This is a genomic window from Enhygromyxa salina, from assembly GCF_000737335.2.
Taxonomy (GTDB): domain Bacteria; phylum Myxococcota_A; class Polyangia; order Nannocystales; family Nannocystaceae; genus Plesiocystis; species Plesiocystis salina_C.
Genome location: NZ_JMCC02000072.1, coordinates 1 through 15539, shown reverse-complemented (window position 1 = coordinate 15539; position 15539 = coordinate 1). Strand labels below are relative to the sequence as shown.

General features: G+C 68.8%; 12 protein-coding genes. 6 read left to right on the top strand and 6 right to left on the bottom strand.

All coding sequences use genetic code 11. The features are described from left to right. Positions 1 to 393 precede the first annotated feature (393 nt). Both DB30_RS25385 and DB30_RS25380 read left to right on the top strand, forming a co-directional pair. Positions 394 to 2196 (top strand): serine/threonine-protein kinase, encoded by a 1803-nt coding sequence (locus DB30_RS25385; protein WP_052553517.1) that lies wholly within the window; start codon positions 394 to 396, stop codon positions 2194 to 2196. A gap of 32 nt (positions 2197 to 2228) precedes the next feature. Then, positions 2229 to 3017 (top strand): thioesterase II family protein, encoded by a 789-nt coding sequence (locus DB30_RS25380; protein ID WP_165703940.1) that lies wholly within the window; start codon positions 2229 to 2231, stop codon positions 3015 to 3017. Between the two features lie 7 nt (positions 3018 to 3024). Here DB30_RS25380 and DB30_RS25375 read toward each other — a convergent pair whose 3' ends face one another. Together DB30_RS25375 and DB30_RS25370 are read right to left on the bottom strand one after the other, a co-directional pair. Further along, entirely contained in the window at positions 3025 to 4431 is a 1407-nt protein-coding gene (locus DB30_RS25375) for a cyclic nucleotide-binding domain-containing protein (RefSeq protein WP_052553512.1), read from the bottom strand. After that, positions 4428 to 6335 (bottom strand): type VI secretion system Vgr family protein, encoded by a 1908-nt coding sequence (locus tag DB30_RS25370; RefSeq protein WP_052553510.1) that lies wholly within the window; start codon positions 6333 to 6335, stop codon positions 4428 to 4430. Before DB30_RS25370 ends, DB30_RS25375 begins: the two co-directional genes overlap by 4 nt. Positions 6336 to 6488: 153 nt before the next feature. Here DB30_RS25370 and DB30_RS25365 point away from each other — a divergent pair, with 153 nt between their 5' ends. Both DB30_RS25365 and DB30_RS25360 read left to right on the top strand, forming a co-directional pair. Further along, positions 6489 to 7214 carry a DUF6484 domain-containing protein gene (locus DB30_RS25365; protein ID WP_052553508.1) on the top strand — a complete coding sequence of 242 codons (726 nt, stop codon included), beginning with the start codon at positions 6489 to 6491 and terminating at the stop codon, positions 7212 to 7214. Between the two features lie 6 nt (positions 7215 to 7220). Beyond that, positions 7221 to 8597, top strand: a complete 1377-nt coding sequence (locus DB30_RS25360; protein ID WP_052553506.1) for a HEAT repeat domain-containing protein — start codon at positions 7221 to 7223, stop codon at positions 8595 to 8597. 8 nt (positions 8598 to 8605) lie between these two features. Here the strand turns inward: DB30_RS25360 and DB30_RS25355 are convergent, their stop codons facing one another. From DB30_RS25355 to DB30_RS25340, 4 genes are all read right to left on the bottom strand, one after another. Further along, positions 8606 to 9823 carry a TolB family protein gene (locus tag DB30_RS25355; RefSeq protein ID WP_052553504.1) on the bottom strand — a complete coding sequence of 406 codons (1218 nt, stop codon included), beginning with the start codon at positions 9821 to 9823 and terminating at the stop codon, positions 8606 to 8608. After that, a complete protein-coding gene (locus tag DB30_RS25350; RefSeq protein ID WP_146660541.1) occupies positions 9820 to 11532 on the bottom strand; it encodes an N-acetylmuramoyl-L-alanine amidase in 1713 nt (570 codons plus the stop codon). Before DB30_RS25350 ends, DB30_RS25355 begins: the two co-directional genes overlap by 4 nt. A gap of 163 nt (positions 11533 to 11695) precedes the next feature. Then, positions 11696 to 12124 carry a nuclear transport factor 2 family protein gene (locus DB30_RS25345; protein ID WP_052553500.1) on the bottom strand — a complete coding sequence of 143 codons (429 nt, stop codon included), beginning with the start codon at positions 12122 to 12124 and terminating at the stop codon, positions 11696 to 11698. A 128-nt stretch (positions 12125 to 12252) separates the two neighbouring features. After that, entirely contained in the window at positions 12253 to 13494 is a 1242-nt protein-coding gene (locus DB30_RS25340; RefSeq protein WP_165703939.1) for a serine/threonine-protein kinase, read from the bottom strand. Between the two features lie 49 nt (positions 13495 to 13543). Between DB30_RS25340 and DB30_RS25335 the strand changes: the two genes are divergently transcribed. Both DB30_RS25335 and DB30_RS25330 read left to right on the top strand, forming a co-directional pair. After that, positions 13544 to 13699, top strand: coding sequence for a hypothetical protein (locus tag DB30_RS25335; RefSeq protein WP_165703938.1), 156 nt, complete (start codon positions 13544 to 13546; stop codon positions 13697 to 13699). 45 nt (positions 13700 to 13744) lie between these two features. Continuing rightward, positions 13745 to 15539: YgiQ family radical SAM protein (locus DB30_RS25330; protein WP_052553557.1), on the top strand; the 1795-nt coding region annotated here is incomplete at its 3' end.

The window sequence follows — 15539 nt, the reverse complement described above, 5'->3', positions numbered from 1 at the left end:
CATGGACTCCCTGTGGCTGGTTGGACCCGTGCGACGGTGTTTTGGTCGCGCGGGCGAGTGAGGCGTGGACCAACTCGACGCAGCTCCACATGAGCCTGCGCGCTGGTCCCCCGCCGTGGATTCGACCCGAACGATCATCAACGTGCGCGCCCCAGCACACTAGACCAAGCACCGATGACGGGCTTGGCCTGTAGGAGCGCGCGATGTGTTCGAGCCGAAATCGGTCGTGTCTCCGTTGCGCACACCACGCCTGTGGGTGCCCAACAAGCGCGTACCCTAGCGCATCGCCGCTGCACTGACCAGGCTGGGGTCGGGCGCGGGGGCCAGCGGCGCTGACGCCTCCACGGGGATAGCGGCGATCGGCGCCAGCAGGCAGGATGGACCGAGGGCGCAATGATCACGGGGGAGATGATCCACGAGCGCTACCGGATCGAGGGGCTGCTCGGTCGCGGGGGCATGGGCGCGGTGTACAAGGCTCACCACGTGGGCCTGCGTCGCGACGTGGCGATCAAGGTCCTGCACGAAGGGCTCAGCCGCGACCCGTCGACCGCCAAGCGCTTCGATCGCGAGGCCCAGAGCGTGTCGCGTCTCGATCACCGCAACTGCGTGCGCGTGACCGACTTCGGCACGACCGAGGCCGGGGTCAAGTACCTGGTCATGGAGCTGCTCGAGGGCGCCGAGCTCGAGGCCTCGCTCGGCCAGCCATGGGCCCCGGACAAGGCGGTCGACACGATCGTCCAGATGCTCGAGGGTCTCGAGCACGCGCACCACTTCGGCATCGTGCACCGCGATCTCAAGCCCGAGAACGTGTTCGTGACCACCGACTTTCGCGGCGACGAGATCGTCAAGCTCGTCGACTTTGGGATCGCCAAGCTGATCGACGACGAGGGCGCCAAAGAGCAGCTGACCCGAGCGGGGATGGTGTTTGGGACCCCGCGCTACATGTCGCCGGAGCAGGCATCCGGCGGCAAGCTCGACGAGCGCACGGACCTCTACGCGGCGGGGCTGATCCTCTATCAGATGCTGGCTGGGCACCCGCCCTTCGTGTCGGACGACGCGGCCACCCTGCTGCGCATGCACATCCTGGCCGATCCGCCCGCGCTGCCGCCAAGCGTGCCTGCGCCGCTCGCCCAGGTCGTCGCCAAGCTGCTCGAGAAGTCGCGCAACGATCGACGCGCGAGCGCGCGCGAGGTCATCGACGAGCTCACGCAGCTGCGACCGGGGCTGGTTGGATCCGCGAGCGCGCCCGTGCCCGCGTCGCCGGCGGTCACCGGTCCCAGCGCGACGCCGTCGATGCAGACCCACGCCGAGGTCGCCGGAGGCTCGAGCGCTTGGCAGCCGGCCGCGCCGACCCATGCACCGGCCCCGGCCCATGCACCGGCCCATGCCCCAGCTCCGATCGCCCCGCCGAGCCCCGCCCCCCTCGCGGCGCCGGTTTCGGCCCCGGCCGTTGGACCGATCGCCGCACCCGTCGGCCCTCACAACCCTGGCCCGATCCCTCGCCCGATCCCCAACCCGATCGGACCCGGCGCGACGCCCACCCTCCAAGAACCCAACGCGGCCACACACGGTCACCAGCTCGCCGCGCACGGCGGCCACCCTGGTCATCCCCACATGGCCATGATCACCAACTACGAGCCCGCCCCGGTCAGGCCAGCCCCGACCGCACCGGCCCGTCCATGGCTGCCCTGGGTGATCGGTGCGGTCGCGGTCATGGTCGCGCTGATGGCGTTTGGTGCAGGTCAAGCCCTCCACCCCGGTCACAGCGAGCCAGCGCCGTCGGACAAGCCCGGCGCGGCGGGCTCCAAGCTGTCGGGCTCCGCGCTCGAGGGCGACGCCGCAAGCCCTGCGGCGCGCGCGGGCGACCCCGATGCGCCCGACATGGACTGCTCGGATCGCGTCTGCGCGTGTCACCGCACCCCGGAGTGCGAGCTCAGCTGCGAGCGCGACTGCGAGGTCCGCTGCATCGACGTCGGTCGCTGCGAGATCACCGTGGGCGACGACAGCGTGGTCGCGTGCGAGCGCGTGGGCAGCTGCGCGGTCCAGTGCCTTGGCGACTGCGAGGTGCAGTGCCCTCGCGGTGGCTGCGAAGTCGAGTGCTCGACGACCGACAAGAAGGGCAAGCAAAAGCGCAAGAAGTCCAAGAAGTGCGGTGACACCTATCTGTGCGGCCGCGACTGCGACGATGACGACTGACAAGCTGCGCGTGCGCGGGTAGGCTGGCCGCGGTGCAACTCCAAGACGCCCCCGAGCTGACTCGAACGTGGCTGGCATGCCCGCGCCCGCGCCCCGCGGCGACCGTACGTCTGGTGTGTTTTCACCACGCGGGCGGCAGCCCTTCTAGCTTTCGCCCGTGGCTCAACGACCTCCCCGTTCACATCGAGCTGCTCGCGGTGCGGTTGGCCGGACGCGAGGCGCGGCTGCGTCAGACCCCCGTCAACAGCGTGGCCGAGGTCGTGCAGCCCCTCGCCGAGGCCCTCGCGCCGCTGCTGCAAGCCAGCGCGGCCGGTTCGGCACCCCGCTTTGCGATCTTTGGTCACAGCATGGGTGCGCTGCTGGGGTTCGAGCTGGCCCGCGAGCTGCGGCGTCGCTCGCTCCCACGCCCGGAGCTGCTGGTCGCCTCGGGTCGCAACGGTCCCGGCGCCGGCCGCAAGCTCGAGCTCCACAAGCTTGGCGATCGCCAGCTGATCGACGAAGTCCAGCGGATCTACGGTGGCATCCCGCAGGCGATCCTCGATGAGCCCGAGCTGCTCGCCCTGACGCTCCCGGTCCTGCGCGCCGACCTGACGATCAACGAGACCCACGCGCTCACCGACGAGGCCCCGCTCGACACCCCGATCCACGCGTACGCGGGGCTCGATGATCCGCGTGTCGGCAAGGCCGGGCTCGAGCGCTGGGCCGCGTTCACCAGCGCTGGCTTCGAGTCGGCGCAGTTCGAGGGCGACCACTTCTACCTGGCCCCCGCGCCCGGGATGCGCTGGGTGCTAGAAAAGCTGAGCGCGGCGCTGCCGGCCTGACCTGGCGTCAGCCGCGAAACAGCCCGCGCCCAAGCCGCGAGAAGTCCCGGCGATCCCCCTTCGCTACCTCGTGCAAGAACACGAGCTGCGAGCGCGCCTCGAGCCACGGCATCAGCACGCTCTCGTCGCCTGGCGTCGGGGTTCCGGGTGGGTGACAGAGCACCAACTGCGACACGCCGCCGGGTGTGTCGCCGCCCTGCATCGCGCGCTCGACCTCGGTCAGCGCCGAGGCGTTGCCGCTGTCGGCGATCAGCACGACCTCGTCGGCCGCGCTCACGCACGCGCGCGTCCACGCGTTGAGCTTGTCGCTGACCAGCAGCAGCACCGCGTCGTGCTCGGCCTCGGCCGCCGACAGCCACTCGCCGAACCGACGGTTCGCCGGATCGTCGTCGAGCCGCACCGCCAGCGGGGCATCGGCCGCGAAGCTCTCGACCCCGAGCGCCGTCACGCTACTGCTGAGTTGCTCGATCAGCGCGTCCGCGAAGCCGCGCAGGTCCACGTCTGGTTGGGCCGGCACCAACGCCAGCGTGCGCGGCTGGCTGACGATCACGGGCTGCTGGCTGGCCTGGACCAGACGCCGCGCGAGGGTCCGTGCCAGACCCAGCGCCGCGCCGGGGTGACGCATCAGCAGCGCCTCGAAGGTTGGCGCCGTCAGCCCGCGCAGCCAGGTGTCACGCAGCGCGCGGACCGTGGCCGAGCGCTCGCCACCGATCAGCACCGCGAGCTCACCCACGGGCTGGCCCGGACCGACCTCGGCCACGCGCTGCTGCTGCCCGTCTCGCTCGACCAAGACCTCGAGCCGGCCTTCATCGACGAGCCATACATGACGCAGCGTGTCGTTGGCGTGGAACAAGACCTCGCCGGCCGCGAGGTGGCGCTGGATCATCTCGCCGTCGATCTCGACCAACATCGACAGCGGCAGCTTGCCAAACAAGGTGGAGAGCCCGAGCTCGAGCCGCGCGAGGTGGCGCTCGGTCACCGGGGTCAACAGCCCGTCAAACACCCGCCGCGTCAACAACCGTCGCACGTCGCTGTAGCCCAGCCCGATCAGGCGGCAGCTGCCGACGGCCCGAATGCTGCCAGAGCGCACGCGCTCGCCACCGACGACCAGCGGGAGCTCCCCCACGCAGGCCCCAGCCTCGAGCCGCTTGCGCCAGATCGGCGGCTCGCCCTGGTAGACGTCGAGCTGACCCGAGACGAGCACGAACAGCGCGTCGGCCGGATCATCTTGGTGAAACAGCCACATGTCGTGCTCGAGCTCGAGCTCGAGGGCCGACTCCGACAACAGCTTGCCGGCCGCTTCGGGCAGCGCGTCGAACGGCCAATAGCTCGAGAGGTTGCTCGAGATCTTGCTCGACGTGTCGTCCAAGCCGTCTGCGTGCCCCACCGAGCCGGTGCTGTCCTGCCGGCTCAATTGCTACCGATCTTGTTGCCCTTGAGTACGATGTTTCCGGTGCCCTTGAGCGTGAGGTTGTTGCCGCTGAGCACGATGTTGCCGTTGCTCTTCATCGTCATTGACGAGGCCCCACACTTGAGCGTGATCTTGTCGGCGGCCTCGATCAGCGTCTCTTTGTCGCTGGTGAAGCTCATGTTGTCGCCCGAGGTGACCGTGCGCAGCTTGCCGACCGACTCGCTGACGTTGTTGCCGATGCTCTCGGTTCGATCGTGGCCGACGTCTTCGGTCTGATCGTGCTTGATCACGTTGGTCTGATCGTTGCCGATCTCTTGGTACTGATCGTGACCGATCGTCTCGCGGTGATCGTTGAGGATCTCGACGACCCAGTCCTTCTCACCGTGGATGTAGATGTGCTCCTCACCCTTGGCGTCTTCGAAGCGCAGCTCGTTGAAGCCGCCGCCGCCCGGCGACGAGTTGGTTCGCCAGCCGGTCTGGGTCTTGTTGTCGGGCACCGCGAACGGCGGCGGGTACTCGCCGTTGTAGACGCAGCCGGTGCACATGGGACGATCGGGGTTGCCCGCGAGGAACTCGATCATGACCTCCATGCCGATCCGCGGGATGAACTGCGTGCCCCACCCAAGCCCGGCCCAGCTCTGCGAGACCCGCACCCAGCACGATGAACCGGCCGTGTAGGTTGGCGTCTCTTCCCAGTAAAATTGGACCTGGATCCGGGCGTGCTGATCGGTGTGGATTTCTTCGCCGTCGGGGCCGGTGACGATCGCCGTCTGCGGACCGTGCACGCGCGGCTTGGGCGAGACCGCCTCGGGCCGCATCACCGCGTCGAAGGGCACGCACTCGAATTCGTTGGTGTAGCTGGCCTCGGCGCCGCCGTCGTCCTGGGCCTGGTAGCTGTGACCGCCCGAGTGGGTCACGGCGGTGATCAGGTACTCGATCTCGATGTCGGGCCGCTCGGAGTTGGCCAGCTTGAAGCGCAGACCGGGGCGCATGCTCATGCAGTTGCTGCGGCCACGCCCAACCCGACCGGCGATCGTGGACGCGTGCTTGAGATCCGTCGCTTGGTCGCCAAGGTCGTCTTCGATGTAGCGGCGGCGGCCGTGGGTATAGACCCGGCGCTCGAGCCCGCGCGCGTCGGTGCCCGAGGCGGCCTCGCTCAGCAGGTTGCGGGGGGTCATCCAGTCGTAGTCACGCCGCAGCGTGCCGGTGGTCGTGAGCTGGTTGGACCACTCGAACGCCTGGATCGACTCGACGTCGGCCAGATCCGGCTGGGTGGCGATGATCGGCACGTCGGAGGTGCCGTCCAGGTTCTCGAGCTCGGTGTATTGATCGTTGGCGTCGCGAAAGGTCAGGGTCTCGAGCCCAGCGTCGCCGTCGTGGAGGTACTCGTAGCTGATGCCCTCTTCCTCGAGCAGCCGCGACACGTAGTCGAAGTTGGACTCGCGGTATTGCGTGCAGTAGTCGCGCGGCGCGGCCCCGCGGCTGACGCTGCCGAAGTCGATCGCGCGACCGTAGGCGCCCAGCGCCTCATCGAGCACCTCCGTGACGATCGCCTGGACGCTGAGCTCTTGCCAGATCTGCGACTTGACCTGCTGGCGCAGGAGCTCGAACGCCGGCACGACCTCGAGCCGGATCGTCATGTGGTGATCCACGATGCCGGTGTAGTCGACCCGCGCCACGACCCCACAGATCGCGCGCTGCTCTTGGCCGCCACGGACCAAGCGCAAGCCAGCGTTGCACCCCAGCAAGCTGTCGGTCTCGGGCTCGCCGTCGGTCTCGGCGTCAATCACCACCCGATAGCTGCGGTTGAGACCCTCTGCGATGAACACGCGAGTGACAGTCCACTGCGCGCCCTCTTCGGACAACGTCAGCTCGTAGGCGGCGGGCGGGAGACTGAGCTTGAGCATGATATCTCTCGGGGGCACGACCAGCGCCCAACAATCGCCGAGCCGCCGATGTGGCAGCGCCAGCGCTCGCCCACACCTGCGCGCGGACATGTGCAGAATACCGGCGCAAACGTGCGTACGGCAACCGTTCATCTGGTAGACTGGCGATCGGTCGTGAGCGAATCTGCCAACCCAGACAGCGATGCCCCCGCAGACGCGCCCCCGCCGTCAGACGAGGCCATTGACGGGACCCGCGACGGGCCAGGCGTCGGGCCAGCGGGCGACGCCGCACCAACCTCGCCCGGCCTGCTCGCCGAGCTGCTCGAGGGCGCCCGCGACCCGTCAAACCCGCAGGCCGGGTCGCAGCCGCGGCCTGCCACCGCCTCTGCACACCCGGTCTTTGGTACGCGCGTGGGGTGGTTGGTCGAGTGGGCGTCCGGTTCCGCGCCCACGGTCGACTTTCCAGGCAACGAGCTCGGTCCGCTCGCGGCTCGCAGCGTGATCCCGCTCGATCCCAACCTCGTGGCCACGGCGATCGCCGAGCAGCGCGGGGTCATGATCAGCTTCGAAGACGGCCGGCCGCGGGCGCCGATCATCACGGGGCTGCTACAACCGGTCGTGTTCGAGGTCGAGGCCGAGATCGCCACCGAGGCCGACGCCGACGCCGAGGCCGCGTCGGAGGACGCCGATCGCCAGACCAGCGAGGCTCTTCCGGCCATGCAGGCCAACGTCGACGGTCGGCGGGTGGAGATCGAAGCCGCCGACGAGATCGTCCTGAAGTGCGGACAGGCCAGCATCGTGCTGCGTCGCAACGGTCGCGTGGTGATCCGCGGCACCTACGTCGAGACCCGCTCGCGCGGGGTCAACCGGATCAAGGGCGGCTCCGTCCAGATCAACTGAGGCCACGTGGCAGCGCTGCTCTGGGACGTACAAGAGGAGCACCTCGGCGAGGCGGAATTCTTCTGGGAGACCTGGGAGCGCGCCGTCGACTCGCCGATCTTCACGATCGGCGAGCTGCGAACCGGGCCCGAAGAGCGGCTGATGGCCAACATCATGGGGCTCGTGGTTGGCGGGCAGGTCGTGCTCGACCGGCTCGTGCGTCCGATCCTCGATGAAGACCTCGACGATGATCGCTACCGGACCGCCGCCGCCGCGCTGGCGATCCTCGACGGCGGCGGGTTCGAGGGGCCCGACGTCGTGCTGGCGTACCTGCCCCGCGCGGGCGTCTTGGGTCAGTGGGGGTTGGTCCGCGCGATGCATCTGTCGCGCCGCACGGATCTGGCCCCGCGCCTGATCGCCTCGCTGCCCGACCACGATGGCCTCGCGCTGGCCGGCCGCCTCGAAGCGCTGACCGGGCTCGGGGTCGACGTCGGCAAGCGCTTGCGGGTGTGGTTCAAGCACGAGCTGCCCCGGGTGCGCCAGGCCGCGGCCTGGCTCGCGCGCTACTCGAGCTCGTCGAGCGTGCTCAAGCGGCTGCTCAAGCTCATGCATGACCCCGATCCCAAGCTGCGCGAGGCCGCGATCGAGAGCGCGCTGATCCGCGGGCTGCCCGGCTCGTGGCAGCTGGCCTGCGAGGCCGCGTTCGATCCGCGCAGCCCAACGGGCGCGGGCTCCCTGCGCCGGACCGCGCTCGGCTGGGTCGCCATGCAGGGCGACGCGGCCTCGCACGCGCGGATCTTGGACCTGCTGCGGGCCCGGCCCGACGCGGATCTGCTGTGGGCGGCCGGCGTCACCGGTCGGCCCGACGCCGTCGACCTGGCCGTGCAGCTGCTCGATCACCCGCTGCTCGCCCGGCTCGCCGGCGAGCTGATGACCTTCGTCGCCGGGCTGCCGACGCGCGTCGATGATTTCTGGCTCGACGAAGGCGCGCACGGGATCTACGGCGACGACGAAGACGAAGCGCTGCCGGTGCTCGGGCGCGACGATCTGACGGCGAACCTGGTCCCGCCCGACGAGCTGCGCCTGCGGCTGCCCAACCCCGAGCGCGCGCGCGCGTGGTGGCTCGAGCAGCGCAACGAGCTGTCCCCTGCCCTGCGCTACTACGCTGGGCGGCCGCTCGAGCCAAGCACGATCGAGCATGCGCTCCACACCGCGCCGATGCGACGCCGGCACCCGCTCGCGCTCGAGCTGGCGATCCGCAGCGCTGGCATCGGCATGCTCGACACCCGCGCACCCGCGCGGATCCAGCTGGCGCAGACCCGGGCGATCTTTGCCAGCCTGGATCAGCTGCGCGCCCAAGGCCGCGGCAGCGTCGACTTCCAAGGTGGGCTGCCGGTGATGTAGCTGGGCGCTCAGCCCTGACCGGCGACCGGCACCACCAGCGGCGCGACCCGATCGCAGCCGGGATCCGCGACCCAGCGTGGCAACCAATACAAGCCCGCCCCATCGGTCAGCAGCTCGAGTCCGCTGCCGTCGGCCCGCACCCGCGCGATGTCGGAGCGCTGATCCTGACTGCGCGCGAACACCAAGTGCTTGCCGTCTGGCGACCAGCTCGGCTGCTCGTCAACGGTCTTGGTGCCCGCGGTGCCCGTGCGCGCGACCAACTCCCCCGTCGCAGCGCGCACGATCACGATCGAGGCGACGCCGCCCTTGGGCACCAGCTCCGTGTAGGCCAGCAGCGACCCATCTGGAGAGTAGGCGAGGCCGCTAACGATCACCGACTGCTCGAGCGCGCCCTCGCGCAGCGCCGGCTGGACGTTGGTGCCCTCGAGGTTGGTCACGAACGCGTCAACGCCCCGCTCGCGCGCGCGGGCGCTGCAAAACGCCAGCGACTGTCCGTCTGGTGACCAGACCGGCGCCGAGTCGTCGCCCGGACTGTTGGTCACCCGCGTGGGTGCGCCGCCGTCGGCCGTCATCACGTAGATCTCGGCGTTGCCGTCACGACTCGAGACGAACGCGATGCGCTGACCATCGGGCGACACGACCGGCTCGAAGTTGCCTTCGGCGTTGTCGGTGAGCCGCAGCAGCGTGTCCGAGCCGAGCCCAAGCCGGTACAGATCCCGGAAGCTGTTCGCGTCGCTCTCGAACACGATCCAGCTGCCATCGGGCGACCACGACGGATTGCGCAGCCCCGCGTCCTTGGGCCCGATCGCGGCCGCCAACGCGGCCGGGCCCGCGTCGGCCTCGCCCGTCAGCGCGAGCAACCCAAAGCGATCGTGGGTCTTGCCGTCGGGCTGCGGCTCGGAGCGAAGCACCAACAGCGATCGAGCATCCGGCGAGATCGCGGCCGGAAACACCGAAGCCCCGGAGCGCAGCAGCTGGGTGCTTGGGCCGCCCGCTGCCGGTACCTGCCAGATCTGGTCGGGCCCGTGGTGGTCCGCAGACGAAGCCACGAACAACACCCGCCCGCACAGCTCCTCGGTCTCGGGCTGCTCGACGGGCGAGCCAGGCTTGCCGGCGTCAGCCTTGGCGGCCGCTTGGGCGCCGGGTTGATCCGCGCTGGGTTTAAAGCAAGCGCTGCCGACCCAAGCGGTCAGCAGCGCGAGCATGACGAGGCGATTGCGTGTCACGGGGAATGAACGCGGACCGCGTCAGCGATGACCACCGAACCCACCGGCGCCCAGACCGAGAGGTCGACGAAGTTCCAGCCGGCCTTGAACTGGTAGGTGCCCAGGCTGTTCCACTTGCCGCCGTTTTGCTGCTGATTGGCGTAGACCGTGTTGAGCAGGTTGATCGACGAGTCGTAGATCATGAAGGGCGCCGAAGCCGAGCGGTTGCTGCCCGAGGTCCACCACGCTTCAACGGTCAGCTGTGCGGGCGCGTCGAGGTAGAACGCGAACTCGGCGGCATCGGAGATGCTCTGGGTCGAGTGCCACCAGTAGCCGGTCTCCCAGTCGTTCGGTCCGGTCGCCGAGGTCCACGCGTTGGACACGTACATGCTGGCGTCGGGGCCGTTGAGGCTGTTGTTGCTGTCGATGACGATGTCGACCGGGTTCGGGTTGGGGTCCGGCTGTGGATCGGGATCGGGATCCGGCTGCGGATCGGGATCCGGCTCGGGCTCGGGGTCCGGCTCGGGCTCGGGCTCGGGATCCGGCGCGGGGCCGTCACCACAGTAGTTGTTGATCAGCGCGAGGTAGTCCGACCACGGCCAGTTGGGCCCCGGGTCCGTGCGGTTGTAGGGCTGCAGCCGACCGTGCGCGACGATGTGATACTGGTCGCGCGGGATGCTGTGGTCCTTGGTGATGTCGCAGACCAGCTCGGCCGAGGCGTCGATCAGGCCACCGTCCCAATTCGCTTGGTTGCCGTAGCCGGCGTGCTCGATCCCGATCGTGAAGTTGTTGCTGCTGCTGCCACCCTTGTTGCAGTCGGTGTTGCCATTGAGCGCGCAGTTGTAGGACGCGCCAATGTGCCAGGCCTTGCGGCTCTCATCGACCAGCTGGGTGATCTCGGAGCCGGTGTTGTTGACCACGTAGTGGGCGCTGACGCCAGAGTTGGCGTTCTTGAGCCAGCTCCAGCAGCCGCTGTACGAGCCCTCGCAGGTGTGGATGATGACCATGGAAGGATCACCGATCGCCCCGGCCGGCCGCGCGCTGTGGTTGGGCGAGGGCCGCCAGACCGAGCCCGCGTAGTTGGGCCCAGCCGAGAGCGCCGTCGTGGCCGCGCCGTTGCCCGAGTCGAGCGCGAGCGGAGCGTCGCCAACCTCGAAGCCGACCCCGCCGATCGCCTCGGGGAACACCTCGTCGTAGACATAGGCGTCGATGCCCTCTTGGCTCTGGATCCCGCTGTACTCGGCGAGCACGGGCACCCACGAGCCAATGTCACCGCGGTCTGCGAGGCCGTGCTGATCCGCGAGCGCGGACAGCAGCGCCGCGCCAGCGCGAATGTTGGAGAGCGGATCCCCGCTCGCCTGGACGATCGAGACCCCCGCCAGCTCGGCACCTTCGGCCAAGTCCTGCCCGCGCAGGGCCATCAACCCGGTCGCCACCGGCTGGCCTTCGAACTCCGACGTGCCCTGGACCATCTGCCACTGGGTCTCGACCAGCGAGACCGAGCGCAGGATCGCGGCGGGGACATCGAATTCCTCACCTGCGACATCGAACATCTCCGCCAACTCCTCTGGCGGCTGCTGTGGCAGGCTCTCTTCGTCGGGCTCGGTGTCGCCACCGTCTTGGATGCCCGACATGTCGCCTGGGCGACTCTCGGTGTCATCACACGCGGACAGCGCAAGCAGCGGGAGTAGCAGCGAAATCGAGGAGATGGAGAGGTTTTGGCGGAACATGACGGTCTCGTGGAGCACCCGAACCTACGTGTAGGTGCGAGTGGTTTCGTATCGTGTCCACCATCACGGCGTCAACGAAGATTTTAACTGCTTTAGTTTTCAGTGGTCGACCATACATGTTCAGCAGTGATCAAATGACCGTTCCCCTGTGCAGCCCACCAATCTAGTTCAGCAGCCGGCCCTGATCGGGCTCGTCGGGCTCGTCCTCTTCGCGCTCGAGGCTGCGCGCGATCAGGCCAGCGTGGTGATGGAGCATCCGCCAGCGGCCCTGCTCGAGCACGAACACATTGGTGGCGGCGAGCTCGGCTTCGGGCAGCACCTCGACGCAGGCAACCACCCCAACTTCGCCAAGCAGCTCGATCACCTCGTCGCGAAACCGGACCGGCGTGGGCCGGCGGAGGATGCCCCGCCAGCTGGCCATGACCCGCTCGCGCCCGCGCAGCAGCGTCCACCCCGGATGCATGCACAACACCTCTTGGTGGTCCGCCCAGAGCCGGTCCATACCCACGATGTCACCAGCCGCGAACGCCCGGTAAAACTCGCGGTTGGCCCGCGTCAGCTCTTCGAGGGCGGGTCGAGGCGCGTCGCTCATTCGCGGGGCAGCATAACAGCGCCGCACGGGTCGATTCGCCCGATTTCGCCTAGGTTGGCCAAGAGTCGCGCCACCTCTTGCTGGCACGATCTCGCCGGCGCTGCCCGCAGCCCGCGCTGGACTGGGCGTCAGGTCGCCAGCAGCAGACCGGCCACCATCAGGGCGATCAGCACGGCGAGCAGCACCACCACGATCACGGGCGAGCGCAACGAGGTCGCCAGCGGGCGGTCCCCGGGCGGGACGCTCGCGCTGGGTTTGGCGCGGATCCCCGTCAGGGTCTGGGTCTCCTCGTCCGCGTGACTTGGCTGCGGCGTGGACGGCCCGCCAGCGTCCGCGCGCGCCATGGCGGTGGCGGTGGCGGTGTGGTGGCGCGGGGCGCTGCGCATGTTGGCGTTGCTCCCGGCGATCTCCAAGACGACCTCCTCGAGCGCCTCGAGGTACGCGTCGGCGCTGGGAAAGCGCATCATGGGGAGCTTCGCCAAGCCGCGCGAGACGACCTCTTGCAAGCGCGGATACGCCACCAAGAACGGGGCGTAGTCGACCAACTTGGGCGGCTCGCGGCGGGTGTGCATGACCAACAAGGCGGGCGAATCCCGGGCATAGAACGGGCGCCTACCGGTGAGCAGCTCGAACAACATGACCGTCGTCGCGTAGAGATCCGCGCGACCGTCCACCTCTTCCCCAAGCGCCTGCTCGGGCGCCATGTATGCGGGCGTCCCAAACACCGCGCCCCGCATCGTCAGCTTGTAGGGCGTGCTGCTGTCGTCGGTCGAGACGAACTTGGCGAGGCCGAGATCGAGCAGCTTGGGCAGCCCGGGGCCATCCGCCTGCGCGACCATGAACACGTTCTCCGGCTTGATGTCGCGGTGGACCACGCCCCGCGCGTGGGCATGCGCGAGACCCTTCAGCACGCCCTGCACGATCTCCACGGCCCGCAGGCTGGTCAGCGGATCGTCGGACTCCATCACGTCACGCAGCACCGCCCCCTCGAGGAATTCCATGACCAGGTAGGGCGTGTGCGGCGGCATCTCGCCGTAGTCCAACACCTTCACGAAGTTGTCGTGATCCATGCGCAGGATCGCCTGGGCCTCGCGCTGAAACCGTGCCCGGGCCGCCGTCTTCACCGCCAGCCGCGGCAGCATGGTCTTGAGCGCGACCGACTCGCCAGAAGCGAGCGACGTGGCCTTGTAGACCGTGCCCATCCCCCCGGCACCGAGCAGCGCGTCGATCCGGTAGCGCTCATCCACGATCTCATCGCTGCCCAGGATCGGCTGCCCGCTGTCTTCGGGCTGGTCGGCCCACGCGTGGCTGAGCTGCCGATCGATCTGCGTGGCGCTGACCTGGATCTGTTCGTCGAGTCGGATGCGCACGGTCGACGAGAGCGGCTCCGAGCCGTGCGATGGAGACTCCTCTTGACCCATGACCGCGGCCGCAACCATAGACGAAACCCCGATGGCCAACACCACCGCCACCGCCAACGTGCGTTCCGTCGCGGGCGGCGTGACCGGCGGCGCATGTTGCCTGGCTTTCCCGCGCTCGGCGCGTGCCGGGGACGCGACGAAACAGAGAAGCTGAGGGGGTGCGTCTGTGGGGCCCAACGAACTCGCGTACTCTCCGGCCGTGTCCGTGACCCGTGCGAGCGCGCCGCCGTTGTTCGGTCGGCGAAAGTACTGGGCGCATCGCTTCGGCGTCGCCTCGTTCCTTCCCACGTCCCGCGCCGAGATGGACCAGCTCGGCTGGGATAGCTGCGACGTCATCATCGTGACCGGTGACGCGTACGTCGATCACGTCAGCTTTGGCGCGGCCGTGATCGGCCGGGTGCTCGAGCACCAGGGCTTCCGCGTGGGCGTGCTCGCGCAGCCCGACTGGCAAGACCCCGAAGCGTTCACGCAGCTCGGCGCGCCCAACCTGTTTTGGGGGGTGACCGGCGGCAACATGGACTCGCTGGTCAACCACTACACCTCGGATCGCAAGCACCGCTCGGACGACGCCTACACGCCCGGCGGCTGCTCTGGCTCGCGCCCCGATCGCGCGGTCATCGTCTACACGCAGCGCTGCCGTGAAGCCGCGCCCGAGGTCCCCGTGATCATCGGTGGGATCGAGGCCAGCTTGCGCCGCATCGCCCACTACGACTATTGGTCCGACAAGGTCCGGCGCAGCGTGCTGCTCGACGCCAAGGCCGATCTTTTGGTCTACGGCAACGCCGAGCGCTCGATCATCGAGATCGCCCATCGCCTCGGTGAGGGTGAGCTCGTCAGCGATCTTCGCGATATCCGCGGCACCGCGACGGTCGTCCGCGAGCTGCCGGCTGAGTTTGTCGAGATCGACTCGAGCGATGTGGATCAACCGAAGGGCTTGGTCAGCCTGCGGCGCAAGGTCAACTCGCGCACCGGAACCATGGCCACGCCGCGCGAGCGCACGGCCGTGCGACTGCCCGCGTTCGAGACCGTCCGCAACGACAAGGTGCTCTACGCCCACGCCTCGCGCGTGCTCCACCAAGAGGCCAACCCCCACAACGGTCGGGTCCTGATCCAGCGCCACGGCAACCGCGACGTGTGGATCAACCCACCGCCGATCCCCCTGACGACCCCCGAGATGGACGAGGTGTTCGAGCTGCCCTACGGCCGGCGCCCGCACCCGCGCTACGAAGACGCCAAGATCCCCGCCTACGAGATGATCAAGACCTCGGTCATGATCATGCGCGGCTGCTTTGGCGGCTGCTCGTTTTGCTCGATCACCGAGCACGAGGGTCGGATCATTCAGAGCCGCTCGCGGGCGTCGGTGATCCGCGAGATCGAGCAGATCCGCGACACGGTCCCCGGGTTCACGGGCATCATCTCCGACGTTGGCGGCCCCACGGCCAACATGTGGCGGCTTGGCTGCAAAGATCCCAAGATCGAGGCCGCGTGCCGGCGGCCCTCGTGCGTGTACCCGGGCATCTGCGACAACCTGAACACCGACCACAGCGATCTGATCGATCTCTACCGTGAGGCCCGCGCGCTGCCCGGCATCAAGAAGGTCCTGGTCGCTTCGGGCCTGCGCTACGACCTCGCCGTCGAGTCGCCCGAGTACGTGCGCGAGCTGGTCACCCATCACGTGGGCGGCTACCTCAAGCTCGCCCCCGAGCACGTCGCCCCGGGGCCGCTGTCCAAGATGATGAAGCCCGGGGTCGGCACCTACGAGCGCTTCAAGCAGCTGTTCGAGCGCTACAGCGAGCAAGCTGGCAAGAAGCAGTACCTGATCCCCTACTTCATCGCCGCGCACCCGGGCACCACCGACGAAGACATGCTCGAGCTCGCGCTGTGGCTCAAGCGGAACCGGTTCCGCCCCGATCAGGTCCAGGCGTTCTTGCCTTCGCCGATGGCAACCGCCACGGCCATGTATCACAGCGGCCGCAACCCGCTGCGCAAGCTGA

Bases quoted from the DNA above. Each gene is read 5' to 3' on its own strand.
- DB30_RS25350 (WP_146660541.1), bottom strand. From the start codon at position 11,532: ATGTTCCGCCAAAACCTCTCCATCTCCTCGATTTCGCTGCTACTCCCG.
- DB30_RS25370 (WP_052553510.1), bottom strand. From the start codon at position 6,335: ATGCTCAAGCTCAGTCTCCCGCCCGCCGCCTACGAGCTGACGTTGTCC.
- DB30_RS25335 (WP_165703938.1), top strand. From the start codon at position 13,544: ATGACCGCGGCCGCAACCATAGACGAAACCCCGATGGCCAACACCACC.
- DB30_RS25345 (WP_052553500.1), bottom strand. From the start codon at position 12,124: ATGAGCGACGCGCCTCGACCCGCCCTCGAAGAGCTGACGCGGGCCAAC.
- DB30_RS25385 (WP_052553517.1), top strand. From the start codon at position 394: ATGATCACGGGGGAGATGATCCACGAGCGCTACCGGATCGAGGGGCTG.